A 25,151-nucleotide genomic window follows, 5' to 3' on the forward strand; every position below is an offset into this window, starting at 1 on the left:
CTCTGACAGATTCAGTGGCGATGGCTATGAGGATCCACCTGTTCCCATCTCGAACACAGTAGTTAAGCTCATAAACGCCGAAAGTACTTGGCTGGAGACGGCCTGGGAGGATAGGAAGCTGCTGATTAAGCAAAGGCACACCTAAGGGTGTGTCTTTTTTTGTATAGCTTCCTATCCTCCCAGGGTACCTGGTGAGCAGGGCAAGTTAAAGGTAATAAGAATAAAGCGACGACAGATTCACTGCATCAATTGTTTTTATATTGATCTTATGAGGGATTTTCTTGATAATAACCACTTATATGTGGTATTCTCAGTATGTATGTAAGTCGATGGGAGTGATTATTTTATATGTATAAATATGGCAAGAGCTGTATTAAAAAGTTGTTATATTGTATTGCAATATGTATTGCAATTTTAGCGGTTTCTATTGGGGCTATGTGGGGTCTGTCTTCAAATTATAAGTTATATGGTGTACCGGTACTTAATTATCATCAAATAAATGATGAGAAACACTCTGCTTTAACATTGCATGTGGATCAGTTTAAGGAGCAGATGGAATACCTCCATAATCATGGATATCATACGATAACATTGGATCAATTGTATGAGTATTTGCAAAATGGTACGGAGTTACCAGAGAAGCCTATAGTAATAACATTTGACGATGGTTATGTAGATAATTATGAACATGCATTGCCTATATTAAAAGCATATAATATGAAAGCTACTTTGTTCATGATTAGTGACGCAGCCAATACGCCTGGTTTTGTAAATACAGCACAAATGCGTCAAATGGAGACGGCAGGATTTGATATTCAAGGGCATACAAATCATCATAAGATACTAACTCATATGGATCCTACAGAATTGCCTGATGCCATTCTCGGTGGTAAAACATCTATGGAAGGTATTTTAGGAGAACCTATCAATTATTTGGCGTATCCTGGTGGTTTTAATGATATGCTCGTTCAATATGTTACTAAACAGTCTGGGTATAAAATGGCTTTCACAGTTCAACCAGGAACAGTAAAGCCAGGGGATAATTTATATGCTCTAAATCGACTAGCTGTATTCCAAGGAGATACACCGTATTTATCTTTCTGGTTGCGCCTACATTGTGCACCGCTTATTAAGTATACATGGGCATTGCGTGATACATTACGCGATAATGGATGGCCGATATTGGCGTCTATTGTGCCTTTATTTTAGGAGGAACTATGTCTTACGAAGTTGTAGCAAGACCATTACGTGTTGCAGTATTAACTGTATCTGATACTCGTACATTAGAAACTGATAAAGGAGGCAACAAGGTTCAAGAATTTTTGGAAGCAGCAAATCATATTGTAGCAGATCGAAAAATTGTAATTGATGATTGTGAGGCTATAATAAATGCTATGACTCCATGGTGTAATGATGAGTCTATTGATGTCATTATATCTACTGGGGGAACTGGTATTGCTATGAGAGATGTTACCATCGAGGCGGTAAATAGCTTATATGAAAAGCATATTCCAGGTTTTGGTGAAATCTTTAGATATTTATCCTATACGGAGGATATTGGAACAAAAGCAATGGCATCTCGTGCAGAAGCTGGTGTTAAGAATAACACTTTGATGTTTTCTATTCCTGGCTCTGTTGGGGCCGTCACCTTAGCGATGAGCAAACTCATCATTCCTGAAATGGGCCATTTGGTGCGAGAAATTACAAAATAATATATATGGAGACTGTTCTTTTGAGAGCAGTCTTTTTATATATGATGACAATCAATATTTGATGGATATAAAAGTAGGTAATTGATCCATAAAATATGAGCATGAGAAGTAAGTGAATTAATTTATTCTGTTTAAAACAATACCATTGCAGTATTGTTTTATTTCATTTATACTAGATTTAGTAATACGTTTGTCCGAGTGCATGAGAAAGGAGACTTTATGAAGTTAAATCAGGCCACGGATTATGCATTTCGCATGGTCTTGCATATGGCGCTACTACCTTCGGGCTCGAAGATAACTGGTGCTGTATTGGCTGAGCAAGAGTTGATTCCAGAACGCTTTTTGCTCAAGATTATGCGTAGTCTCATTGCAGCAGGAATTATGAAATCTTTCCGAGGTGTAGATGGCGGGTTTGCCCTGAATCGAAGCCCTCAAGAGATTTCGTTGCTTGATGTAATTAGAGCAGTAGAAGGGGATGCGTATTTACAACGTTGTTTATATGATGTAGGTTCTTGCTCTAAGTCTTGTAAGGGACATTGCGCTATAAATGAAGCAATGGGCGTGATTCAGCATCAATTGATTAATCAGTTGGAAGCGGTTAATTTTAAGACCCTTGCCCAAAGAGAACAGTTGATTGGTGCTGAGGCTTGAGCTTTTTTACAGTCGCAATGATGCAAGGTTTTTTGTAAAAGCTCGTCAAGTGATGTTAGTATTTTATTCTAAGGAGGAAAACACATGTTTGAAGCTGTAGATTTAGCCCGATTGCAATTCGCGCTAACATCTATCTATCACTGGTTATTTGTGCCGTTCACACTAGGTATGACAGTGACTGTTGCTGCTTTAGAGTGGACCTATGTGTCGACTGGTAAAGAAGTATACAAAAAAATGGCTAAGTTCTGGGGGAAATTGTTCCTAATTAACTTTGCCATGGGTGTGGTGACTGGTATTGTTCAGGAATTCCATTTCGGTATGAACTGGGCAGAATATTCTCGTTTTATGGGTGACATTTTTGGTGCCCCATTGGCCCTTGAAGCATTAATGGCATTTTTCTTGGAATCTACATTCATGGGCGTTTGGATTTTCGGTTGGGACCGCTTACATAAATGTGTTCACGCCCTTGTAGCTACATTTGTAGCGTTAGGTACTAACTTATCTGCGTTCTGGATTCTCGTAGCCAACTCCTTTATGCAACATCCTGTAGGCTTTGTATTACGCAATGGCCGTGCAGAGATGGAAAATTTCCTGACCATCGTTCAAAATGGCTATGTACCTGGACAATTTTTCCATATCGTATTGAATGGTTTATTAACAGCTGGTGTAATTATTATGGCAATCAGTGCATGGCACTTATTGCGTAATAATGCGACAGAGTTCTACCGCCGCTCCGCTAAATGGGGCATGGTTATCGCACTTGTATTTGGTACTTTAGGTGCATTAGCTGGTCATCATCAAGGTCAATACATCACAAAAGTACAACCTATGAAAATGGCTGCTATGGAAGCGTTGTGGGAAACACAAGATCCAGCGCCATTCTCTTTGGTAGCTAATATTGATACTAAAGCACAAAAGAATACAGGTGCTCTTGAAATTCCTGGTGGTTTATCCTTCTTGACTCAAAACTCCTTTACGTCTGGTAAGGTAGAAGGTATCAAAGACCTTCAAGCAAAAGCGGAGGCTCAATATGGCCCTGGCAACTATATTCCAGATGTTCCAGCAATCTTCTGGACATTCCGTGTCATGGTAGCATCCGGTTCTCTTATGTTACTTGTTGCCTTTGTAGGTCTTATCCTAAATGCAAAAGACAAGCTTGTTGAAAATCGTACATTCTTAAAAATTATGTTCTGGATGTTGCCATTGCCATTCATCGCTCACTCCACTGGTTGGTTTGTAGCGGAAGCAGGTCGTCAACCATGGCTTGTATATGGTTTGCAATTGACTGCAGATGGTGCGTCTAAATCCGTAACGGCTCCAGAAATTATGACTACAATCATCGGCTTTACACTTGTGTATATCGTGGCTGCTATCGCGGCTATCTACCTTGCTGTAGAACACATTAAAAAAGGTCCAGATGGAAATCCATCTCATGATGTAGTTGAAAAAGAGGAGGCAAGATTATGGAATTAATTTTTAATAACCTTGAAGTGGTATGGTTTATCTTAATTACTGTACTATTCGCTGGCTTCTTCTTATTAGAAGGTTTTGACTATGGTACTGGTATTTTGTTGCCATTCATTGGTAAAACTGACGTTGAACGTCGACAAATGATCAATGCCTTAGGTCCAGTGTGGGATGGTAATGAAGTCTGGATGATTACTGCCGGAGGGGCATTATTCGCATCCTTCCCTCACGTGTATGCTACATTGTTTAGTGGATTCTACTTGGCTCTATTTTTGATGCTTGCAGCTCTTATTATTCGTGGTGTATCCTTTGAATTCCGTTCTAAGAGCCCTAATTTGTTATGGCGTAAAACATTCGACTACTGCATCTTCTTTGGTTCCTTGATTCCTGCACTATTGTGGGGTGTTACAGTAGGTAACTTGATTCAAGGTACTCCAATTGATGCAAGTATGACATATGTTGGTACTTTTTCTGATTTATTAAGTCCATACACCATACTTTGTGGTATTGCGTTCATTTTGGTATTTACATACCATGGTGGTTTATTTACTTCTATTAAAACAGCTGGTGCTGTTTCTGAGCGCGCTCGTGCGGCATCCTTGGTAGTAGGTGTTCCTACAGCTATCGGTGCATTGGCATTGGTAGGTGCAACTTACGTGTATACAGATTTGTTTAATTCTGTATTAGCTATAGTTTGCTTTGCATTAGCTATCATGTCCTTCCTCATTTCTTGGGGTGCAGCACGCACTCGAAATACAAAATGGGGTTTCTTATTCAGTTGTTTATCTGTTATTTCTGTAACAGCTGCATACTTTGCAGGTTTGTTCCCTCGCATCATGGTTTCTTCTTTGAATCCTGAGTGGAGCTTGACTATTACTAATGCAGCTAACTCTACTTATACGTTGACTTTGATGACTTGTGTAGCCTTCGTATTTGTGCCAATTATTTTGGTTTACCAATCTTGGGTATATTGGACATTCCGTCATCGTGTAACAGAAAAAGATTTACACTATTAATAGTATAGCTTTACAACTTATGTAAGTTGTAAAAATTAGGTCTTAATGTGAGGCGTGCCGTAGCGGCACGCCTCTTTTTTATGGTAAGATGAATATAATATTGATAAATTTAGATTCACTTGGACTCTTGTAGGCTTAGTAATAGGGATTTAAATTTGTTTGAGTTTATATATTTAAATAGATTTACCGTAGAGGATAGTATGATACAGCGTACCGCATTTAAAGCGCTGCTAGAACATAAAGGACCGCTTGTGCTACTCGGCTTAACCTGTTTAGTAGAAAGTCTGTCCATTGTTGGGCAAGCCTGGTTCTTTGGAACCTTAATAAATAATCTTATATTTTTGGAGCATACACTAGCTGACGAAACGAACACCATTATTTATTTGTTTATTGCTATTATTGTGAGATTGGTGGCTCATTATGTTCAAGAGGCGGTAGCAAATCATTTGGGAAGTGCTGTAAAAGCATCCTTTAGAGAACGCTCTTTGGCGCATATGTTTAAGCTCGGTATACAGCATAAGGAACGTCATGGCGATGTCATCCATATGCTTACCGATGGTTTAGAACAAGTAGATGCTTACATAGCACGTTACATTCCGCAGATTTTATATGCTATTATGATTCCTCTTATTATGGGGATTGCCATTGTAAATACATTGCCAATAATTGGTATTATTTTGATTGTTACGGTGCCTTTAATTCCATTTTTTATGATCTTGATTGGGAAGCAAGCTGATCGATTAAATAAGGAACAATGGGAACGTATGAGCTTCCTATCGGGGCATTTTTTAGATGTACTACAAGGGATTACTACGCTAAAGCTCTTTGGCCGTGCAAAGGATCAAATTAAGGTTATTGGTCGATTATCTCAAGAGTTTAAAGATTCCACTTTACGCGTGTTGCGCGTAGCCTTTTTATCTGCATTAGTACTTGAATTAGTGAGTACAATTAGTACTGCTCTGATTGCGGTATATTTAGGTCTAACCTTATTAGATGGTGAAGTCACATTCTTTTCAGCCTTCTTTATTTTGTTGTTAGCGCCGGAGTTCTATACTCCATTTAGACAATTGGGGGCAGCTTTCCACACAGGGATGGCAGGGAAAACATCTATTCTGAAGTATGAAGAATTCATGCAGCGTCCACCTTATTTACCAGTAGGTGGTGAGTCTAAACTTGATAAGCCTATACAGGAAATTGCAATTAAAGATTTAACTTTCACCTATAAAAATAGTGAGAATGGGGTACACCACATTACGCTGCAGGCTGAACGTAATGCACCTATTATGCTCGTTGGTGAAAGCGGAGCTGGTAAATCTACTATGGCCCATATTGTTGGAGGGTTTTTACAGGCTCCGAAAGGAACAGTTACTATCGATGGCATTGATATATGTGATTTAGATATCAACTGGTGGCGTCAGCAAATTATCTATGTATCTCAACATCCACATATTATGAAAGGGTCCTTGCGAGAGGTCTTATCCTTTGGTATGGATGTAAGTGATGCAGAGATTCTTGATGCTTGCAAAGAAGTTCAGCTATTAGATGTTATTAATCGAGAACAAGATGGACTTGATACGGTTATCGGTGAAGGCGGTTTAGGTCTTAGTGGCGGCGAGCGGCAACGTATTGCTTTAGCTCGTGCATTCCTCCGGAAGGGTCAAGTATTGATTCTTGATGAAGTGACAGCACATCTAGACGTAAAAACAGAAGCCATTATAAGTACGGCTATCCAGCGTTTGATGGAAAATAAGGTTGTCATCATTATTGGGCATCGATTACAAACTATGCATTGGGCATCTAAGCTATATGTCTTGAAAAATGGATCAATTCTTCAAGAAGGTTCTTATCATGACCTACTTGAAGAAGAGGGGTATTTTAAAGACCTTGTTACATCTGGCTTAGGTCAATTTTCAGCAACTCTTGAAGAACCGTTGCATATTGGAAAACAATTTGGTTCAGAGAATACATTGGGCATAGATACACCTATCAATAGCACAGAGCATTTTGTTAAATTTGTTAAATATACTGAGACCTTTAAAGATAATGCAAAAGGTTCTAATATGGGCTTACAAGGTTGGAAGTTGTTGTTTTCTGTATTGAGTCCCGCTAAGTGGTCATTAGTATTAGCTTTGCTATTTACATTCTTAACAGTGTTTATGAATGTTGGGCTTTTGACAGTATCCTCTTGGCTATTGGCATCTGCCGCATTGCAACCAGGGCTCACTTATTTAAGTCTTGCAATCGTAGGAGTTCGATTCTTCGGTGTTAGTCGTGCTGTATGTCGTTATTTTGAGCGCTATACATCTCATCGCATGGCATTCCAAGGACTCTATGGCTTGCGCTTGTGGTTTTATGCTCATTTGGAACCATTGGCACCTGCTATACTCAAACGGTTTGGGGTGGGTGATATGTTGGGACGCATCATGGGGGATATAGAGGTATTACAATTCTTCTACTTGCGCACTTTGATTCCACCAGTAGCAGCCGTTGCCTTGACTATATTGATTGCATATGGAGTTTCTACAATCGACAATAGTTTGATTATACCTATTCTTTTGTCAGCTTTCGTATTAGGTGTAATAGTACCTTTGGTTGTTTATTCGTATAATAAAGAATCTTTACGTACGATTGGGCCCCAACAAGGCGATTATAAAGCGCTTTTAAGTGATACTATGGATAGTCTGGAAGATGTGATTAGTTATGGCAATGAAGACATGGTATATAAGCGTATTCAGCATATGATGCGCAATGTAGATGCTCAAAAAGGTACTATTGAGCGGGGCATGAATATGGGTAATACACTATTCATAGGCGGCGTTCAGTTAACTGTAGTTATTGTAGCTATTATGGCTTCTAATGCGTTAACAGGTGCTTGGGCTAGTGTTATGGTGGCGGTGGTTGCCATTGGTACACAAGCTTGGTTTGAAGCGTTACAACCTATGATTGCTGCTGTTCATCATGGTGCAGAAAGTAAAGTTGCCACAAGTCGTCTCATGGCTCTCAGTAATGAACCTATATCTATTGTAGAACCTATATCACCAAAATCATTTAACCCTAATGATGATATTATTTTTACAGATGTATCCTTTGGTTATGATGAATATCGCCATATTTATGAGAATCTTAGACTACATATTCAGCAAGGGCAATCCATTGCTATCGTTGGTGCTAGTGGGTCTGGCAAGACGACATTATTTAATATGCTTGAGAGGTTATATGATTATGGTGGATCCATTCGTATAGGCTCGGTGGAGTTGAAGGATATTTCAATTGATACTTGGCGTAATGCATTGGGGACTATAACTCAAGATACGTATATTTTTAATGCTTCCTTTAAGGATAATATACGCCTTGCAAGACCTGAAGCTTCTATGGCGGATTTAGATCAAGCCATTAACCGTGCATCATTGCGATCGGTAGTTGAAAAATTACCAGAAGGTATGAATACGATTGTAGGGAGTGGAGGGCAAGGTTTGAGTGGTGGTGAACGTCAAAGAGTTGCATTAGCTAGATTGTTCTTGCGGAATCCTAAAATCGTTTTATTAGATGAACCTTTAGAAGGCTTGGATCAAGTAACAAGAAAAGCTTTACATCGTGACTTGATGCATTATGTAGAGGGTAGGACATGTCTATATATTACGCATCAATTGGAAGGTTTAGAACAAATGGACCGGATTTTATTTATGGATAAAGGGCAAATTGTTGAAGATGGAACGTATGAAGAGCTAATGGCGCTTAAAGGTCGTTTCTATGAATACTGTTATTTATCCATGGCAAGTATTCAATAAAACTAAATATCATTTAAAGTATCTATTATTAATGCTTAATTATAGATTTGAACAATGTTTAATATTACGTTGCAATTTAAGATCTATTATGAATATTAAATTATAATATGACTAATGTTTAACTACATTAATAAGGCCCCTTTTACTATGCAAAAAGGGGCTTTAATTATATTTATATTTAATAGTATATGTAGTATACTTTTATCGATAAATCATGCAATATATGGTATAATTTTTGTGTTAAGAGCTATTATTTCACCCTTGGAGGGGTTATGACTAAAATCTTCACCAAATTACGAGCTTTGGTGGATGAAGCATTATCTGATCGAGATGCGGTGGTGGATAAGGCGCCCGTATTAGAAAAAGCACCTTTAGAACAAGATTTGTTTGACCATCGCTTATTATATATAGAAGAAGATATGGTTAATCGCATGTTGCGTGCCGCTCTTCGTAATCATTGGTTCTTTTATGCTGTAACATTTGAATTTGAACCAAACAATCAAATATTCCTATCCATTATTACAAAATGGGGGAATGTGATTAATGTGGAATTCACCTTAGAGGATTTATGGTTCGATGATTATTCATCATCCTTTGCCATTCGTTTAGATACAAATAATATAGATACAGGTGGGTTTATTTTGAACTCTATTTTACACTTGTTGGGTAACTGGTGTCTAAGTCTCTTCGGTATTTTCTTTAACCCTATTGCATTAGGTGAAAAAGGATCTACTGTACGCTTTGAGAAGAAGGGTATAATTCAGTTTGACTTATTACCTAATACACAAGTGAAGAAATTTATACCCATGCCTGAGCGCCATATTGGTAGTAATGGACCCGTTCTCTTGGGTAACCCGCGTACCAGTCAATCTGTGTTACAGTTGGATTACTATGCATTCCATGATCCTGTAGATACTTTTACAGTACCTGATGTGCCAACTCGTACTAGCTGGCTTCGTTCTATCGATATTGCAGCGGTTCTTTTATTGCCAATAGGTGTATGGATTACATTTATTATCTTGCATCACTACTTACCAACAGAAACATTGGAATTTTCATTCTCTACATACTTTTTAATTTCCTTAGGGATTTTTATCATTTCCTTCTTGGTTATGAATATTCCTCGGTATTTGTACATGTATTTTGATTCTCGCAAACAGTGGCAAAGTGCATTTGTACATAACAATATTAAAATTCAAATGCGTAAACTACACCGACGCATCTTCATGCAACAAGCTACATTGACAGCTGATTGTGATGAGTATACTGCTAATGAAAGCCAAGAGCGAATTAAACACCTTTTGTTGCAAATTCGAGATAAACGATTCCTTGCAAATCGACTTAAAATTGCAGATGATGATAGAGCGCGTAAACAAAAGGTTAAGTTTATTATTGCATATATAGGTTGTACTTTGATTGAGTTGATGTTGTTAATGAACTAATATTGTAAAAACAGAAGACATAATAAAAACGTATCTCTTTGATATGTACTCTCTTTACTGGTTGTCCAGTAAAGAAGGTATATATTACTTATAGAGATACGTTTTTTATTGTAGGGTGTTAATTTTTAATTATCGCTTTTTGCGTCGCTTACGAACTGTTTTTCGACCTTCTTGTTTTTTGTTAGATATAGGAGTCTGTATTGGTTCATAAACTGTCCGATTTACAGTCATAAATGGAGGGTTGCCATATTGATTAGGCTCAGGTTGTCCTGGCAATACCCAGAATAGGAAGCCGATGAGCCATATAAAAAGCTCTAGCATGTAATTGAATGGAGATACGGCAGAGTAGGTATTGATGAAAATCATGATTACCGACCAGAGGATTCCTGCCCATGCATTGAAGCCGATGTCGTGAATACGACGGCCAAATAAGACACAAGATAAAGGAAAGAGGGTTGCCAATAAGAGCCAAATAATGACCCTAGTCAACCAATATGCTGGTAGTGATACAACAAAGTCCAAGAATATGTTATCGATGTAGTGGACAATATGAAATAAAATCATTAAAGCGATGAAGCATATGATAAATTGTAGTCGATTTAACCGTCCCGTTAAGTTAAAAATCGATAAACCCATGCGACGTCCTTGGAATGCAATGAGTAAACCGATGGTACATATGAGCAGTGTTCTTAATACAACATAAAGTAAATCCATAAGTTCCCCTTTATTTATAGCTTATAGTTGAGTTAATTCTGGCAAAACTAACTCAAATGCGACTCCATGTTTTAGCGATTGTACTGTATCTAATGTTGCTTGAATCGCGTTGGTAGTAAAATTCATTGCCAGTTCTGCCGCATCATAAGGAGAATATCCCCTCATTACAGCACCAGATAATACAGCAGTAAAAATATCTCCTGTCCCTGTAGCTTTTACAGGAACCAGAGGTATAGAGTATGTTTTTAAAAAGTCTGTAGGTCCATCATAGACCGCAATAACAGCATGTGTTTTCGATGGGACGCTGGTCATGATAACCATTTCAGGGCCCATGTGATGTAATTGTTTACATCGCTCACGTAATTCATCTTCGCTAATAGGATTTGTTGAGAATGGAATATCTAATAAGAAGCATGCCTCAGTATAGTTTGGCTTTACGATGTGGGCCTTAGATACAAGTTGGCGCATAGCTACAACCATATCAGGAGTATAAATGGAATAGAGGCGACCATCATCGGCCATTGCGGGATCGACGATAACCATCTGACCATTAGAGGCAAATCGATCGATTGCTTCTTCAACGAGGTGAATTTGTTCTGGTGATGCCAAGAATCCACTTACGATAGCGTGAAAGTCAATTTCGTTTTTATCCCAGCAGTCCATAAAATCTCTCATATGAGCAGATAAATCAACGAATTCATAGTGTGGATACTCTAAGTGATTGCTTAGTACCGCTGTCGCCAAAGGAACCGCCTGACAGCGCATGGCACTGATGATAGGAATCATAACGGTAAGGGCACACCGTCCGATAGAGCTCATGTCTTGAATTGTTAAAACTCTAGGTACTGCTATCATAGACACCTCCAAATAATCATATATTTTATTGTACGTTATGTGAGCCTTTCTGTAAATGTAATGATGTTAATCATGAAATTAACTTCATAATGTAGTATAATAAAACGAATAGACTTTTTATGGAGGAAAGTGACAATGACGAGGTATGTATTTCGACGCCTAGGTGGCGCAATCATAATCTTATGGGTCATCATTACCGTAACATTTGCATTAATGCATGCGATACCTGGTGGGCCTTTTACAACAGAAAAGAAATTACCGCCTCAGGTGAAAGCAAGTATCGAGGCTAAATATCATCTCGATGATCCTGTATGGAAACAGTATGGAGATTATTTAGGTGGCGTCATTACAGGTGACTTGGGCCCATCATTTAAATATGAAGGCCGTAGTGTAAACGATATAATTGGTGATGCATTCCCAATTTCCGCACAGCTTGGTTTATTATCTTTAATGGTAGCTATAGTTGGTGGTATTACAGCTGGTGCGATTAGTGCCATGAGACCTAATAGCATTGTAGATTATGCGGTAACTGTATTATCTACAATAGGGATTTCGGTACCAACATTTATTATCGGTGCTGTTCTTGTGTACATAGTAGGCTTTGAATTGGGATGGTTCCCGGTAGCCTTATGGCGTGGCCCCTCTTACATGGTGTTACCTGTGTTGACATTAGCAGCGCAACCGATGGCATTTATTGCTCGTTTAACGCGCAGTGGTTTACTTGACGTGTATCAACAAGAATACATTCGTACAGCTCGCGCAAAAGGTCTAGGTTCTTGGACCATTTTGACACGTCATGCCCTTGGCAATGCAATTTTGCCAGTTATTACGTACTTAGGTCCATTGGCAGCTAGTTTGTTAACAGGCAGCTTTATCGTAGAAACAATTTTTGCGATTCCTGGTCTAGGTCAGTATTTTGTAACATCTATTTATAACCGAGACTATACGGTTATTCTTGGTATTACGATTTTCTATAGTGCGCTTGTAGTATTTCTTAATATTTTGGTGGACATGATTTATCCATTAATCGATCCACGAGTTACAACGGAGGAGGGGACAGATGAATAAGGAAGACTTTTTACCTATTGAACGAGCCCCTCAAGAAGAGATTACTAGCTTTATAAAACGTCCTAGTAAATGGGAACGATTTAAGGTAAATCGTTTAGCTGTAGTTGGTGCAACCATCATTATTGTGATGATGGTGCTTGCTATTCTAGGTCCACTTATTTCACCTTATACCTATGCGGACCAATCCTTAATTGATGCGAACCAAAGTCCAAGCTTTAGCCATTGGTTTGGTACGGATACATTGGGCCGTGATATCTATACACGTGTTATGTACGGCGCTCGTATTTCCTTAACCATTGGTTTTGTAGCAGCTTTTATTAATCTTGTGATTGGCGTTGCCTATGGCGGCATTGCGGGTTATATAGGTGGCAAGGTAGACCGTATCATGATGGGGATCGTAGATGTTTTGTATGGTATTCCACTTTTATTATACGTAATCTTATTGATGGTTGTACTTGGACCTGGGCTAATCTCTATTTTTGTAGCGTTGGGGATTGCGTATTGGCTTAATATGGCCCGTATCGTACGCAGCCAAATTTTGAAAGTTAAAAACGAAGAATACATCATTGCAGCAGAAGCTATGGGTATTCCTAAGCGTCGAATTTTATTACGTCATATTTTACCAAACTGTGTAGGACCGATCATTATTACTTTAACATTGGCCATTCCTGAGGCTATTTTTACAGAAGCATTTCTTAGTTTTATCGGCTTAGGTGTAAATGCACCTATGGCGAGCTGGGGCGTACTAGCTTCTGAAGGTATTAGTAGCATGCGCTCTTATCCGTTCCAATTGATTTTCCCAGCTGTTGCTATTAGTATTACCATGCTTGGTTTCGCATTTTTTGGCGACGGTTTACGTAATGTATTAGACCCTAAGGAAGGAGATAGATAATGAATAATGCTATTGTTGATGTACGTAATGTATCTATTACCATCAATACCTTCCAAGGTCCGTTGCGAGTTATTCGCAATCAAGATATTTCTTTATACCCTGGTGAGATTTTAGGTATAGTCGGGGAATCTGGGTGTGGTAAATCCGTTTTAGTTAACTCTTTAATGGGCTTATTGCCATATGGTAAAACTAAAATTAAAGCGGATACATTCATGATTGATGGTCATGATTGTTTAGGATTTACTGAAGATGATTGGAATGAACTTCGTGGTACGACGGTTGCCATGGTGTTCCAAGATCCTATGACCTCCTTGAATCCTATCATGACCATTGGAGAGCAAATGTATGAGGTTATCCGTCGTACAAATGCGTATGGTGAAGATTACGATGAAAGGGCCATTGCCATCGATTTATTGAAGAAGATGGGGCTGTCTACACCGGAACGCCGGTTATCTCAATATCCTCATGAGTTGAGCGGTGGAATGCGCCAACGCGTATGTATTGCTATGGCAGTGGCCGGTCGTCCCAAGATTTTAATTTGTGATGAGCCCACAACAGCTCTTGATATTACTACAGAGGCACAAATTTTGCGCCTTATGCAAACATTAGCCGTAGAGGCTGGCATAGGGATTATCTTTATCTCTCATAACCTACGTGTTATTGCTCAAATTTGTGATCGGGTTATGGTTATGTACGCAGGTAAATGTGTTGAGTCTGCTACAGTAGATGGTATTTTTAGCGAGCCTCGTCATCCATATACTTTGGGGCTGTTGCTTGCATTGCCTCAAGGTAAATGGCACGGCGAATTGAAGGCTGTTGAAGGTCAACCACCTGATCTATTTGATTTACCTCGTGGATGCGCATTTAATCCTCGTTGTAAATGGGCTATGCGAATCTGTGGTAGTCGGGTTCCGATGGTTACAAATGTTGGTGAAAGTCACCAGTTTACATGTTGGTTAGCTAAGTTGGAGGGACTTTAATGAGTTACGTATGGGAGACTGACAATCTCGTTAAAGAGTTCACCCTGTCAGGCGGCTTATTTAAGCCAAAACAAACGGTACATGCCGTACAAGGCGTGAGTCTATATCAATCACCAGGGGAAACCCTAGGTATCGTAGGTGAATCTGGATGTGGTAAATCTACATTTGGTTACACTTTGATGGGTTTATATCAAGCTACATCTGGTTCTATTTATATGAATGGTCGACATATCAACCCTTATGTGGATAGAGAGTCTGTTCACCCGGTGATGCAAATGGTATTTCAAAATCCTTATGCATCCCTTAATCCGCGGCTTACGGTTAATGCGATTTTAGAGGAGCCTTTAGAACTGGATCCAAAGTATACACCTCGAGATCGCGTGATTCGTGTAAAAGAGGTGCTTGACCAAGTTGGCTTAAATATGTCATTTGGTGAGCGTTATGCTCATGAACTATCTGGTGGGCAACGTCAACGTATCGGCATTGCACGGGCTCTTATTATGGAGCCTCAATGTATCATCTGTGATGAGCCGATTTCTGCGTTAGATGTATCTATCCAAGTGCAAATTATGACATTACTAGAACGGTTACAAGAACAACATGGTATTTCGTACCTCTTTATTTCTCATGATTTAAATATGGTGCGCTACATTAGTCATCGCATGGTTGTTATGTATTTAGGTGCCGTCATGGAAGAAGGTCCTGCATTGGACTTATATGAATTCCCTCAGCATCCGTATACCCGTGCATTGACGGCCTTAAATGGTCCAGTTATGCCACATGCACCAATTGGGGCACCGCTTAAAGGGGATCCACCAAATCCATTAGACCCACCAAAAGGGTGTCTGTTTAGTGGTCGATGTCCAGAAGCGGAAGGTCGTTGTTTTACAGAACGTCCGCCACTTCGAGATTGGGCAGATCGCCGCATCGCATGCTGGCACATATAATGGGAGAATAGTATGGAAAAACTAATTGTTGGCAAGTCCTTGGAACATCAACTAGATACAGTCATTAAAGAATTGGCACCAGCAGGGAATATATCTTATGCGGTGCTACAATTCGATGATGAAGAGGAACCAACACTCATCGCAGCTAGAGGTGAAAATACTGTACATTCTAGTGCGAGTTTAATTAAGGTACTTATCATGGAATATGTCTTTCATTTAGCTCGTACGGAGCAATTGGACATTAATGATACAGTTCCTTTATCTAGAACTCCACGCGTTGAAGGTGGCGGCGCACTACAAGAGTTAGTTGGTAAACATAGTTTTACATATCTTGAGTTATGCCGTCTCATGATGGTTCTTAGTGATAATATCGCAACAAATCTACTCATCACAGTGCTCGGCATGGAAAATATCAATGCTCGTGCAGAAAAGCTTGGTATGGATGAGATGGAGCTTAATCGCATGATGATGGACTTTAACGCCCTAGCTGAAGGTCGTGATAATCACATTACAGCTATGTCGTTAGCTCGTTTGTATAAACACATTTTTGAATGTCGTGATAGAGATGCTTATGGCCGAGAAATGTGGAATATCTTAGGTCGCCAACAATTCCGTGATATCTTACCATTTTACTGGGGAGAAGGCATACGCTTTCACCATAAAACAGGATCCCTTGATCGTGTAGAACATGATGGGGGTGTAATAGAAACATTTAGGGGTCATTTTTGTTTTATCCTTTTAATGAGCGATATCGATAATGACCGAGGTAAAGAGTTAGGCGCTCAAGTTGGGCGCATCATGAAAGAATTTGTAGAGGAAGCATTGCCATGATGGATAAACGAAACTTGTTAAAACTCATGGTCCTCGCTCTAGGGGTGAGCGTACTCTTATTCGTATTTGGGTACCCTCGTGGTGTTCAACCAATCGATGAACACACAATCCGCTATGTTATTGAGCAGGAACCATCCACATTGGATCCCGCAAAGTCTACTACCTCTCCGGAGGCTACGGTTCAACTTCAATTATTCGATGGTCTAGTTCGTTTGAATGATGAAAGTGAACCTGAAGCAGCACTTGCTAAAAATTGGGACATCTCCGATGATGGTCGTGAGTATACCTTCCATTTACGACCTAATTTAAAATGGTCCAATGGAGAGCCTTTGACGGCTTATGACTTTGAATACGCTTGGAAGCGCGTATTAGACCCTGAAGTCCATGCGGATAATGCATATATGTTATATGTATTGGAAAATGGTGAAGCTTTTAATACGGGTAAAGCTGCAGCTGAAGATGTTGGGGTTAAAGCTATTGATGAGGATACATTGGTAGTTACCTTAGAAAATCCAACGGCTTATTTCTTGAAATTATTAGCGTCTCATAGCTATTACCCAGTGAGTAAAAAAGCAGTAGAAGCTCACGAAAACTGGGCGGCTAATGCGGAAACAATAGTATCTAATGGTCCATATCGTTTACTTTCTTGGAAGAATAATGGGGAAATGGATTTCATTAAGAATCCAAACTATTGGGATGCAGAATCTGTGAAGACAGAGAAAATGAATTGGCCTATTAGTGAGTCTCAAAGTACACGCCTTACCTTAGTTGAAGGTGGCGAAGCTGATATGACGGTTGAGCCTCCTGTAGCGGATCAAAAACGTCTAGAAGAAGCCGGCCTATTACATATTGGCCCTATGCTTGGTAACTACTATTACGTATTCAATGTGAAAGCAGAACCTTTCACAGATCCAGATGTGCGTAAAGCCTTTTCTATGGTTATCAACCGTGCTAATATTGTTAATAATATTGTTAGAGGCGGTAAAGAGCCAGCTTATGCATTCGTACCATATGGTATGCTTGAAAGCAATGGTCGTGAAGACTTCCGTGAAGCTGGTAGCTATCTCGTATACGAAGATGTAGAGCAAGCCAAGGAAATCCTGAAAAAGGCTGGCTATGGCAAGAATCGTCCATTGCCGCAAATTACGATTTTGTATAATACAAGTGAATTACATAAAGCTATTGCAGAAGCGATTCAAGATGCATGGATAAATGCATTTGGCGCAGATGTACGCTTACAAAATCAAGAGACAAAGGTATTCTTGGCAGACCGTGAAGCTGGCAAGTACCAAGTAGCTCGCGCTTCTTGGGTTGCCGATTATAGCGATCCACAAAACTTTTTAGAGGTATTCTCTGCTGAAGATAACGATGGTCAGTATCATAGTGATGAGTATAATGAGTTGATTGCACGTATTCGTACAACTCCAAATGGGGCGGCTCGTGATGCGATGATGCATGAAGCAGAAAAGATGATTTTTGATGAATCTCTTGTTATGCCGTTGTACTTTACAACACAACCATATGTGACAAACGGAACAATTCAAAATTATTTCTGGACCACATTGGGACTTGTTGACTTTAAAAAAGCATACAAATAAGATACACTTAAGACGTACACCTTGTGTACGTCTTTTGTTGTATGGGAATATTAATATATTATAAGTTAACAGGTATTTTCTGAGGATATATGGACTGGATTGAACCAAAACGTTTGGCACCGGGGATGACCATAGGTATTATGGCACCTGCTAGTGCTAGCGATGAAGATTTACATAGAATAGAAGAAATTTGTAAGGCTAAAGGCTATAAGGTGCTTGTAGGTGAAAGTGCAAGGAGAAAGGGGCTATATGGAGGCACACCTGAGGAGCAAGCCGTAGAATTTCAATACATGATGACTGTGGCTCCTTGTGATACGGTTCTTGCCTTGCGCGGTGGTTATGGCACGATGCGCTATTTAGATTTATTAGATTATAAAGCGATTCGTAAGTATCGGAAGGCTTTTGTTGGATATAGTGATTGTACAGCACTTCATATGGCTATTAATCGATATAGCCGCCTCATTACTTATCATGGACCTATGGGGGTAGATTTTAAATTAGACCGTAAGTCAGATATTGATACGCTATTTAATGCTTTAGAAGGCAAATTAAAAGTTATAGAACCCTTGCCAGAGCCTCCCCGAGGTGCGATTGGCACAGAACTCGGTGAGGGTATTTTACGAGGTGGTAATATGACGATGGTATCCATGTTATCGGGAACGCCTTATTTTTTAGAGAATGAATCATGGGAAGATACCTTACTATTTATTGAAGATGTAGGGGAGGCTCCTTATAAGCTGGATCGCATGTTACAACAATTTCGACTCAGCGGTTTGTTGAGCCGTATTAAAGGCTTAGTCATTGGTATCTTTACAGATTGTGAAGGAGATGAAGATGAGCGTGATTACGATTTAGGTTATGAAGCATTGCGCTATATGGAGGAAAATAGAAATCCAAAATTACCAGATCCTTTTGTATGCTATGTGCCAACGGGACATGGGGCGCCACATCAAACATTACCGCTAGGAGCGACGATTAGCTTTAGATATATTTCTAATACCATCATCGTTCATCCTTATACGAAATAGTTAAGAGCTTTTGGATGAACGATTTTACTTAATAGGCAAATAGATATTAGATAAAAATAGTAGTTACCGTGATATTAGGTAATAAAATAATAGGTAATAAGATATTAGATAATAACAAGGGGAGTTATGACACTACAAGAACGAGAGGCTCGCGCCTGTGCCATCATAGATAGTATGGCACGGGAATTGCGTGCAGTTTCCATATATTTACACGATAATCCTGAATTGGGCTTGAATGAGCATAAAGCAGTAAAGGTAATTCACCAATTCTTAGAAACACATAATTTTATATCTCATGTAAGTCTAACTAATCGGCCAGAGTTACAAACAGCGTTACGGGGCGACTATAACGGTACTGCACGGCATAAAATAGCCTTCTTAGGTGAATATGATGCGTTACCGGAACTAGGCCACGGCTGTGGTCATAACCTTATTGCTATGATGAGCTTAGGTGCTGCTGTTGCTTTTAGTCAAAGTGCACCACAGGATTGGGGTACAACATTCTTTGGGTGCCCTGCAGAGGAAACTATCGGTGGTAAGGTATATATGGCAGAAGCCGGTCTTTTTAAAGGCTATGAGGCAGCACTTATCATTCATCCAGGTGGAGAAAATGAGGTGGGAGGTACATCATTGGCGACACATCCTCTAGAGGTTACGTTCCATGGACGTTCTTGTCATATTGCATCCTTAACAGATTCAGGAATCAATGCCTTAGATTGTGCGGTAGACTTATATCAAAGGGTAAAAGATTTAAAAAAGACCTTTCCTAAAGGTGCTATTGTAGGTGCCATCTTTACAGAGGCAGGTACGGCACCAAATGTGGTTACACCAAAGGCTACGATTCGTATGACTGTTCGTGGTAGTACAGTGGATGATTTAGAAGGTATTATTTTGCCGGCTATTAAAGAGGCAGCCCAAGAAATCGGTTCATCCTATGGAGCTCAAGTTGAGATGCATCACTATGAGCCACTCTTTAAGGATATGCGTCAAGATAAACAGTTATTAAATCTCTTTAAAGATGTGATGACTGAATTTGGTGAAAGCCCACGTATATTGCCTGATGATGAGGCGGATGGTAGCACTGATGTAGGTAATGTGTCTTACGAAGTACCAACAGCACAGCCTACCTTGCAGATTGGATTAGGTTTAGAAGCGCATACGCCAGAATTTACTTGTGCTGCTGGATCTGACTATGGGTTAGACCAAGCGATTAAGGGTGCTAAGATTATGGCTGTTGTAGCCTTGCGTTATGCGATGTGTAAGTAAGTTCAATTTTTGACATATAGAGGTCAAAAAGGTACAATAGATATAATATTTAAGTAAGTATGAAATAAGCCGTCTTCAACAAGACGGCTTTTATTCCGGTGGAGATAGATATGAGTGTTTTAACCGTTTCAAATGTAACTCATGGTTTTGGAGCGCGACAAATTTTAGATGATGCATCATTCCGTTTGCTAAAAGGTGAACATGTAGGCCTCATTGGTGCAAATGGTGAAGGTAAATCTACGTTTCTTAATATCATTACAGGTAAATTGCCACCTGATGAGGGGAAAATTGAATGGTCCAATCAGGTAACTGTTGGGTATTTGGATCAACATGCTGTTCTTGAAAAAGGTATGACCATCCGTGATGTATTACAACGTGCTTTTGATGATTTATTCGTCATGGAGCAAAACATTAACGATGCGTATAATCGCATGGGTGATGTGTCCGAAGATGAAATGAATAAGCTACTTGAACAGGTAGGGGAATGGCAAGAAATTCTTGAGCAACGTGGGTTCTATGAAATTGATGCGGTTATTGAGCGTACCGCTGCCGGATTGGGACTTATGGATATCGGCTTAGATCGAGATGTAACAGAGCTCAGCGGTGGTCAACGTACCAAGGTTTTGCTCACAAAACTATTACTAGAGAAACCGACTATTTTGCTCTTAGACGAACCGACAAACTATCTTGATGTGGAGCATATTCAGTGGTTGAAAAACTATTTGCAAAATTATGAAAATGCCTTTATCTTGATTTCTCATGATATGGAGTTTTTAAACTCCGTAGTCAATGTTATTTACCATATCGAACAAGCGGTGCTTACGCGTTATACTGGTGATTATCATCAGTTCCAAGCTGCTTACGAGGTGAAAAAAGCGCAAGCAGCTAAGGCGTATGAACGTCAACAGCAAGAGATTGAGCGTATGGAAGACTTTATTCAGCGCAATAAAGCGCGCGTTGCAACACGTGGTATGGCAAATTCTCGAGCAAAGCGCTTAGAAAAGATGGAAATTCTAGAAAAGCCAAAAGAGTATATCAAGCCCACTTTTGGCTTTAAAGAAGGCCGTACGCCAAGTCGCTTTATCGTAGAGGCTTTTGGATTGCAATTAGGTTATGATGAACCATTAACAAGACCAGTAGACTTTCAAATTGAAAGAAACAAAAAAATTGCTATTCGCGGTGTCAATGGTTTAGGTAAAACAACGTTGTTGAAGACTATTTTAGGTCTATTAAAGCCTGTTAGTGGTGAGTTGGTAAAAGGTGAATTCTTACAAGTTGGCTATTTTGCCCAAGAGGATACGCCATCTAATTCCGAAACAGCGTTAGATTATATTTGGAATGAATATCCGGCGATGACAAATGCAGAGGTGCGTGCAGCATTAGCTCGTTGTGGCCTTACAAATGAACATATTACGTCTCAAATGCGCGTACTTTCAGGTGGTGAGAATGCGAAGGTTCGCCTATGTAAGCTCATGCAGAATAAGTACAATGTGTTGGTCCTAGACGAACCGACTAACCATTTAGACATATATGCAAAAGAAGAACTGAGCCGTGCACTACGTGATTTTAAAGGTACAATTATATTGGTAAGTCACGAGCCTGAATTCTATCAAGATTGGGTTACGGATATTTGGAATATTGAAGATTGGACGACAAAGATTGTTTAGGAGGACCGATGAATCAACGTGCAAATGACGGGATAAAGCAATTCTTAGAGGCTTTATCTGTTGATACAGAGGCACCAGAGTTAGAAAAGACACCAAGTCGTGTAACAGAATTATATAGTGAGTTATTTAGTGGCGTAGGAGTCGAAACAAAATCGGTATGGGGTGAAACGTTTAGCACTGATTACAAGGGACTTATAGCCGTTACAGGTATTTCCTTTTATTCTATGTGTGAGCACCACTTATTGCCATTCTTTGGGACTGTAGACATTGTGTATCAACCCAAGGATGGATGTGTGGCAGGGCTCAGTAAGTTTCAAGATGTTGTTAATATACTCAGTCGCAGACCGCAATTACAAGAGCGGTTAGCATCTGAATTAGCAGATGCGATAATGAATGATTTATCTGCTCATGGTGTTTTTGTTCGTATTACATCGACTCAATTATGTATGCTTATTAAAGGAACTATGCAGCAAGATTCAAAGGTAATTACATTAGAAAGCCGAGGCGTATTAGCTGAAACAGGTACAGTAAGGGATGAAGCGTTGGCAATGTTAGGCGGAGGACAGGTAAATGTTTAAACGTAGAAATTATACATGGAATGATGGCAAAAGCTTATCTTTGTGTGATCGTACTCTTATCATGGGTATACTGAATGGTACACCTGACTCCTTCTCTGATGGGGGGCAATTTAATATACCAGAAACAGCTACTGCTCATGTGAAACAAATGATTGAAGATGGTGCAGATATTATCGATTTAGGCGTTGAGTCTACACGACCAGGTTCTACACCTTTGACTACGGACGAAGAAATAGAACGTCTTTCTTTATTGATAGAACCTGTGTTAAAGGCCTCTACCGTTCCTGTATCTATCGATACATATCATGCAAAAACCGCAGAATATGCTTTCTCAAAAGGGGCACATATTCTAAATGATGTATGGGGCTTACATTATGACCCTGACATGGCCGCGGTGGTGGCTAAATATAAGGTACCTGTTATCATCATGCATAATAGTAATGATACAAACTATGGTGATATCATTGAAGATATGAAAGCTTTCTTCTTCTGCGCTATTGATAAAGCGTTGAAAGAGGGTGTAACGCCACAACAAATCTGGCTTGACCCAGGTATTGGCTTTGGTAAAACTGAAGAACAAAATATTGAAGTTATGCAACGCTTGGGTGAGTTAACTGCTTATGAATACCCTGTTTTGCTTGCTCCAAGCCGCAAGCGTTTCATCGGATCTATGTTAGGCGGATTGCCTCCAGAAGATCGCGATGAAGGTACGGTAGCTGCTTGTATTACAGGCGTATTCCAAGGCGTCGATATGGTGCGTGTTCACAATGTGAAAATGCACAAACGCGCCTTAGCTGTAGCAGACGGCTTGTTACGAGGTGAATAATGGATAGAATCGTTTTAAAAAATATGGCATTCTACGGATATCACGGAAATTTGGCATCTGAGCAAGAACAAGGACAACGATTTTTTGTAGATGTAGAAATAATAACTGATCTTACAAAGGCTGGTCAAAGTGATCAATTAGAGGATTCCATCAATTATGTAGAGGTATATGAAACTGTAGAATCAATTATGACTGGTGAAAAGCATAATCTGTTAGAACGATTAGGGGCGCTTATTGCCGATTCCTTGTACCAATATTATCAAGGCATCGTAGGTCTATCTGTAACGGTGCGTAAACCATCTGTACCGATTTCAGGTATTTTAGATTATGTTGAGGTTATCACCACAAGAGGACAAATTTGATGTATACCTATTACATCGGTGTAGGCTCGAATATGGGGGATAAGAGAGGCTACATCAGTTCTGCTTTTCAATCCTTACTACATCATGAGGCAATTTCCAGGCTAGTCACTTCTCCTCTGATTGAAACTAAGCCGTGGGGATATACGGAACAAGATACCTTTGTCAATGGCGTATGGTCTTGTGAAAGCACTCTAGATCCACATCAAATGCTCAGCCTTATTCAGCAATTAGAGCAGGAGGCTGGACGAAAACGATTGATTCATTGGGGACCTCGCACATTAGATTTGGATATTATTTTAGTGTACGATATAGAGGGAAAGATGATTTCTTTGTGTGATGAGAGTCTTGTGATACCGCATCCTCATTTTTGGAATCGTAATTTTGTACTAGAACCGCTATCTCAGCTATTACCAACATTCACATATAAAGGGACTAAGATTGCTGACCGATTAGCTCAATTGGGTGCATAAGCTAGAATCGTATATAATCTAATGTTAGATACACTGTAAACACGATACATATTGTACGCATGCTTTTACGTTTTATGATTGGAAAGTCGTGGAGAGCGTAGATGAATATAAAACGTATTGGATTATTTGTACTGGCACTTATTATAATGGGGATATCTTACTGGCTTGCTGTAGGAGCAAATTATGATAGTAAAACAGTACGTATTGATCCAGAAGCGCATACACTGGTTAATTCTAGTGATGCCATTATTTCAAAACGAATATTAGCTATGAAGACTAGTGGATCACAAGTGTATTTCTTAGGTTATGAAGGACTAGGGATTTATAATTTATCTGATAATGCACTTCGTTTAATGCCAATAACCTTTAGGGGGCAACATATAGAGCCAACTAAATCGGATGATTACCAACGAGGTTTACGGAATATAACAAAGCTAAAATCTTTATCCGATTTCAGTGCTGAAGAGCAAAAAGAATTTAAAGGCTTGTTGGAGTCTACTGATGGAGGGGCCCATTATTATGGTGACTTTTACCATTCTGGTTATGAGTCGTCCCTCATTGATTTGAAGGACCAGTATTTTATTACGAATACAGTACGTGCATTAAAACGTGTTAATCATACATTATATGTGTATGATGGATCAGGTTTTATTATTATAGATTTAGGTGATCGTCGTATCCAAGGGTTCTTTAATAACCGCATTAGTGGTGAAGGCTCTAAGGGTGTACCTGATAGCTTACGTGGGCACTATGGTTCTGACTTTACTATGATATATGCATTATCAAAATTGGATCCTACAGATTTGGATATTTTATGGTCCATGCGTAAACAATATTTAGAAAAATCTCCTCAAGCGATGGAAGGAAAAGATTTGTTCCCACTCAATTTGGATGAGATGAATTTAAATGAGTTATGATTCTATTAAGATAAATCATATACAGATATACGTGATTTAAATAATTGGCATTTGAGGATATGCTATCGTTTTATGC

Annotated in this window: 23 protein-coding genes and 1 rRNA gene; 22 read left to right on the forward strand and 2 right to left on the reverse strand. The window is 39.4% G+C overall.

Annotation, left to right across the window (positions count from 1 at the left end; genetic code table 11):
- Window positions 1-10 precede the first annotated feature (10 nt).
- From rrf to AAA071_RS08285, 8 genes are all read left to right on the forward strand, one after another.
- Window positions 11-127 (forward strand): 5S ribosomal RNA (rrf, locus tag AAA071_RS08250).
- Between the two features lie 221 nt (window positions 128-348).
- The gene (locus tag AAA071_RS08255; protein ID WP_205112892.1) at window positions 349-1,209 is read left to right on the forward strand and encodes a polysaccharide deacetylase family protein; all 861 of its coding nucleotides are present in this window, start codon (window positions 349-351) and stop codon (window positions 1,207-1,209) included.
- A gap of 8 nt (window positions 1,210-1,217) precedes the next feature.
- A complete protein-coding gene (locus tag AAA071_RS08260; protein ID WP_060919836.1) occupies window positions 1,218-1,712 on the forward strand; it encodes a MogA/MoaB family molybdenum cofactor biosynthesis protein in 495 nt (164 codons plus the stop codon).
- 219 nt (window positions 1,713-1,931) lie between these two features.
- Window positions 1,932-2,363 (forward strand): RrF2 family transcriptional regulator, encoded by a 432-nt coding sequence (locus tag AAA071_RS08265; RefSeq protein ID WP_004695360.1) that lies wholly within the window; start codon window positions 1,932-1,934, stop codon window positions 2,361-2,363.
- An 84-nt stretch (window positions 2,364-2,447) separates the two neighbouring features.
- Entirely contained in the window at window positions 2,448-3,836 is a 1,389-nt protein-coding gene (locus AAA071_RS08270; RefSeq protein ID WP_004695363.1) for a cytochrome ubiquinol oxidase subunit I, read from the forward strand.
- Window positions 3,827-4,846 (forward strand): cytochrome d ubiquinol oxidase subunit II, encoded by a 1,020-nt coding sequence (gene cydB, locus AAA071_RS08275; RefSeq protein WP_008603507.1) that lies wholly within the window; start codon window positions 3,827-3,829, stop codon window positions 4,844-4,846. The genes AAA071_RS08270 and cydB overlap by 10 nt, the downstream gene beginning before the upstream one ends.
- Window positions 4,847-5,046: 200 nt before the next feature.
- Window positions 5,047-8,634: a thiol reductant ABC exporter subunit CydD gene (gene cydD / locus AAA071_RS08280; RefSeq protein WP_349234134.1), complete on the forward strand. Its 3,588-nt coding sequence runs from the start codon at window positions 5,047-5,049 to the stop codon at window positions 8,632-8,634.
- A 272-nt stretch (window positions 8,635-8,906) separates the two neighbouring features.
- Complete coding sequence (locus AAA071_RS08285) at window positions 8,907-10,076, forward strand: hypothetical protein (protein ID WP_004695368.1); 1,170 nt, start codon at window positions 8,907-8,909, stop codon at window positions 10,074-10,076.
- 129 nt (window positions 10,077-10,205) lie between these two features.
- On the opposite strand, the gene AAA071_RS08290 is transcribed toward AAA071_RS08285, so the two are convergent.
- Window positions 10,206-10,790, reverse strand: a complete 585-nt coding sequence (locus AAA071_RS08290) for a DUF805 domain-containing protein (protein WP_004695370.1) — start codon at window positions 10,788-10,790, stop codon at window positions 10,206-10,208.
- A 21-nt stretch (window positions 10,791-10,811) separates the two neighbouring features.
- Window positions 10,812-11,645, reverse strand: coding sequence for a pyridoxamine kinase (locus AAA071_RS08295; RefSeq protein ID WP_021147854.1), 834 nt, complete (start codon window positions 11,643-11,645; stop codon window positions 10,812-10,814).
- A gap of 135 nt (window positions 11,646-11,780) precedes the next feature.
- Between AAA071_RS08295 and AAA071_RS08300 the strand changes: the two genes are divergently transcribed.
- From AAA071_RS08300 to AAA071_RS08365, 14 genes are all read left to right on the forward strand, one after another.
- A complete protein-coding gene (locus tag AAA071_RS08300; protein ID WP_004695374.1) occupies window positions 11,781-12,713 on the forward strand; it encodes an ABC transporter permease in 933 nt (310 codons plus the stop codon).
- Window positions 12,706-13,605, forward strand: a complete 900-nt coding sequence (locus AAA071_RS08305) for an ABC transporter permease (protein ID WP_008603497.1) — start codon at window positions 12,706-12,708, stop codon at window positions 13,603-13,605. The genes AAA071_RS08300 and AAA071_RS08305 overlap by 8 nt, the downstream gene beginning before the upstream one ends.
- On the forward strand, window positions 13,605-14,585 hold the full coding sequence (locus tag AAA071_RS08310) for an ABC transporter ATP-binding protein (RefSeq protein ID WP_008603495.1): 981 nt from the start codon (window positions 13,605-13,607) through the stop codon (window positions 14,583-14,585). The genes AAA071_RS08305 and AAA071_RS08310 overlap by 1 nt, the downstream gene beginning before the upstream one ends.
- A complete protein-coding gene (locus AAA071_RS08315; protein ID WP_004695381.1) occupies window positions 14,585-15,532 on the forward strand; it encodes an ABC transporter ATP-binding protein in 948 nt (315 codons plus the stop codon). The genes AAA071_RS08310 and AAA071_RS08315 overlap by 1 nt, the downstream gene beginning before the upstream one ends.
- A gap of 12 nt (window positions 15,533-15,544) precedes the next feature.
- Window positions 15,545-16,363, forward strand: coding sequence for a serine hydrolase (locus AAA071_RS08320; protein ID WP_008603492.1), 819 nt, complete (start codon window positions 15,545-15,547; stop codon window positions 16,361-16,363).
- Window positions 16,360-17,961 carry a peptide ABC transporter substrate-binding protein gene (locus AAA071_RS08325; RefSeq protein ID WP_349234135.1) on the forward strand — a complete coding sequence of 534 codons (1,602 nt, stop codon included), beginning with the start codon at window positions 16,360-16,362 and terminating at the stop codon, window positions 17,959-17,961. The genes AAA071_RS08320 and AAA071_RS08325 overlap by 4 nt, the downstream gene beginning before the upstream one ends.
- Window positions 17,962-18,050: 89 nt before the next feature.
- Window positions 18,051-18,989 (forward strand): S66 peptidase family protein, encoded by a 939-nt coding sequence (locus tag AAA071_RS08330; protein ID WP_004695389.1) that lies wholly within the window; start codon window positions 18,051-18,053, stop codon window positions 18,987-18,989.
- A 126-nt stretch (window positions 18,990-19,115) separates the two neighbouring features.
- Window positions 19,116-20,255, forward strand: coding sequence for an amidohydrolase (locus AAA071_RS08335; protein ID WP_008603490.1), 1,140 nt, complete (start codon window positions 19,116-19,118; stop codon window positions 20,253-20,255).
- 110 nt (window positions 20,256-20,365) lie between these two features.
- Window positions 20,366-21,922 carry an ABC-F family ATP-binding cassette domain-containing protein gene (locus tag AAA071_RS08340; protein ID WP_278467834.1) on the forward strand — a complete coding sequence of 519 codons (1,557 nt, stop codon included), beginning with the start codon at window positions 20,366-20,368 and terminating at the stop codon, window positions 21,920-21,922.
- A gap of 8 nt (window positions 21,923-21,930) precedes the next feature.
- Window positions 21,931-22,500 (forward strand): GTP cyclohydrolase I, encoded by a 570-nt coding sequence (gene folE / locus AAA071_RS08345; protein WP_077708238.1) that lies wholly within the window; start codon window positions 21,931-21,933, stop codon window positions 22,498-22,500.
- Complete coding sequence (gene folP / locus AAA071_RS08350; protein ID WP_077708240.1) at window positions 22,493-23,326, forward strand: dihydropteroate synthase; 834 nt, start codon at window positions 22,493-22,495, stop codon at window positions 23,324-23,326. Before folE ends, folP begins: the two co-directional genes overlap by 8 nt.
- The gene (gene folB / locus AAA071_RS08355; RefSeq protein WP_004695400.1) at window positions 23,326-23,688 is read left to right on the forward strand and encodes a dihydroneopterin aldolase; all 363 of its coding nucleotides are present in this window, start codon (window positions 23,326-23,328) and stop codon (window positions 23,686-23,688) included. The genes folP and folB overlap by 1 nt, the downstream gene beginning before the upstream one ends.
- The gene (gene folK / locus AAA071_RS08360; protein ID WP_278467831.1) at window positions 23,688-24,158 is read left to right on the forward strand and encodes a 2-amino-4-hydroxy-6-hydroxymethyldihydropteridine diphosphokinase; all 471 of its coding nucleotides are present in this window, start codon (window positions 23,688-23,690) and stop codon (window positions 24,156-24,158) included. The genes folB and folK overlap by 1 nt, the downstream gene beginning before the upstream one ends.
- 101 nt (window positions 24,159-24,259) lie before the next feature.
- Window positions 24,260-25,075, forward strand: a complete 816-nt coding sequence (locus tag AAA071_RS08365; protein ID WP_278467830.1) for a hypothetical protein — start codon at window positions 24,260-24,262, stop codon at window positions 25,073-25,075.
- The last annotated feature ends 76 nt before the right edge of the window (window positions 25,076-25,151 follow it).

The sequence above is a fragment of the Veillonella parvula genome (assembly GCF_040097785.1).
Taxonomy (GTDB): domain Bacteria; phylum Bacillota; class Negativicutes; order Veillonellales; family Veillonellaceae; genus Veillonella; species Veillonella parvula_D.

What these genes read in the sequence shown, in the direction of transcription:
- AAA071_RS08255 (WP_205112892.1), top strand. Translation starts at nt 349, where the DNA reads ATGTATAAATATGGCAAGAGCTGTATTAAAAAGTTGTTATATTGTATT.
- AAA071_RS08260 (WP_060919836.1), top strand. Translation starts at nt 1,218, where the DNA reads ATGTCTTACGAAGTTGTAGCAAGACCATTACGTGTTGCAGTATTAACT.
- AAA071_RS08265 (WP_004695360.1), top strand. Translation starts at nt 1,932, where the DNA reads ATGAAGTTAAATCAGGCCACGGATTATGCATTTCGCATGGTCTTGCAT.
- AAA071_RS08270 (WP_004695363.1), top strand. Translation starts at nt 2,448, where the DNA reads ATGTTTGAAGCTGTAGATTTAGCCCGATTGCAATTCGCGCTAACATCT.
- cydB (WP_008603507.1), top strand. Translation starts at nt 3,827, where the DNA reads ATGGAATTAATTTTTAATAACCTTGAAGTGGTATGGTTTATCTTAATT.
- cydD (WP_349234134.1), top strand. Translation starts at nt 5,047, where the DNA reads ATGATACAGCGTACCGCATTTAAAGCGCTGCTAGAACATAAAGGACCG.
- AAA071_RS08285 (WP_004695368.1), top strand. Translation starts at nt 8,907, where the DNA reads ATGACTAAAATCTTCACCAAATTACGAGCTTTGGTGGATGAAGCATTA.
- AAA071_RS08290 (WP_004695370.1), bottom strand. Translation starts at nt 10,790, where the DNA reads ATGGATTTACTTTATGTTGTATTAAGAACACTGCTCATATGTACCATC.
- AAA071_RS08295 (WP_021147854.1), bottom strand. Translation starts at nt 11,645, where the DNA reads ATGATAGCAGTACCTAGAGTTTTAACAATTCAAGACATGAGCTCTATC.
- AAA071_RS08300 (WP_004695374.1), top strand. Translation starts at nt 11,781, where the DNA reads ATGACGAGGTATGTATTTCGACGCCTAGGTGGCGCAATCATAATCTTA.
- AAA071_RS08305 (WP_008603497.1), top strand. Translation starts at nt 12,706, where the DNA reads ATGAATAAGGAAGACTTTTTACCTATTGAACGAGCCCCTCAAGAAGAG.
- AAA071_RS08310 (WP_008603495.1), top strand. Translation starts at nt 13,605, where the DNA reads ATGAATAATGCTATTGTTGATGTACGTAATGTATCTATTACCATCAAT.
- AAA071_RS08315 (WP_004695381.1), top strand. Translation starts at nt 14,585, where the DNA reads ATGAGTTACGTATGGGAGACTGACAATCTCGTTAAAGAGTTCACCCTG.
- AAA071_RS08320 (WP_008603492.1), top strand. Translation starts at nt 15,545, where the DNA reads ATGGAAAAACTAATTGTTGGCAAGTCCTTGGAACATCAACTAGATACA.
- AAA071_RS08325 (WP_349234135.1), top strand. Translation starts at nt 16,360, where the DNA reads ATGATGGATAAACGAAACTTGTTAAAACTCATGGTCCTCGCTCTAGGG.
- AAA071_RS08330 (WP_004695389.1), top strand. Translation starts at nt 18,051, where the DNA reads ATGGACTGGATTGAACCAAAACGTTTGGCACCGGGGATGACCATAGGT.
- AAA071_RS08335 (WP_008603490.1), top strand. Translation starts at nt 19,116, where the DNA reads ATGACACTACAAGAACGAGAGGCTCGCGCCTGTGCCATCATAGATAGT.
- AAA071_RS08340 (WP_278467834.1), top strand. Translation starts at nt 20,366, where the DNA reads ATGAGTGTTTTAACCGTTTCAAATGTAACTCATGGTTTTGGAGCGCGA.
- folE (WP_077708238.1), top strand. Translation starts at nt 21,931, where the DNA reads ATGAATCAACGTGCAAATGACGGGATAAAGCAATTCTTAGAGGCTTTA.
- folP (WP_077708240.1), top strand. Translation starts at nt 22,493, where the DNA reads ATGTTTAAACGTAGAAATTATACATGGAATGATGGCAAAAGCTTATCT.
- folB (WP_004695400.1), top strand. Translation starts at nt 23,326, where the DNA reads ATGGATAGAATCGTTTTAAAAAATATGGCATTCTACGGATATCACGGA.
- folK (WP_278467831.1), top strand. Translation starts at nt 23,688, where the DNA reads ATGTATACCTATTACATCGGTGTAGGCTCGAATATGGGGGATAAGAGA.
- AAA071_RS08365 (WP_278467830.1), top strand. Translation starts at nt 24,260, where the DNA reads ATGAATATAAAACGTATTGGATTATTTGTACTGGCACTTATTATAATG.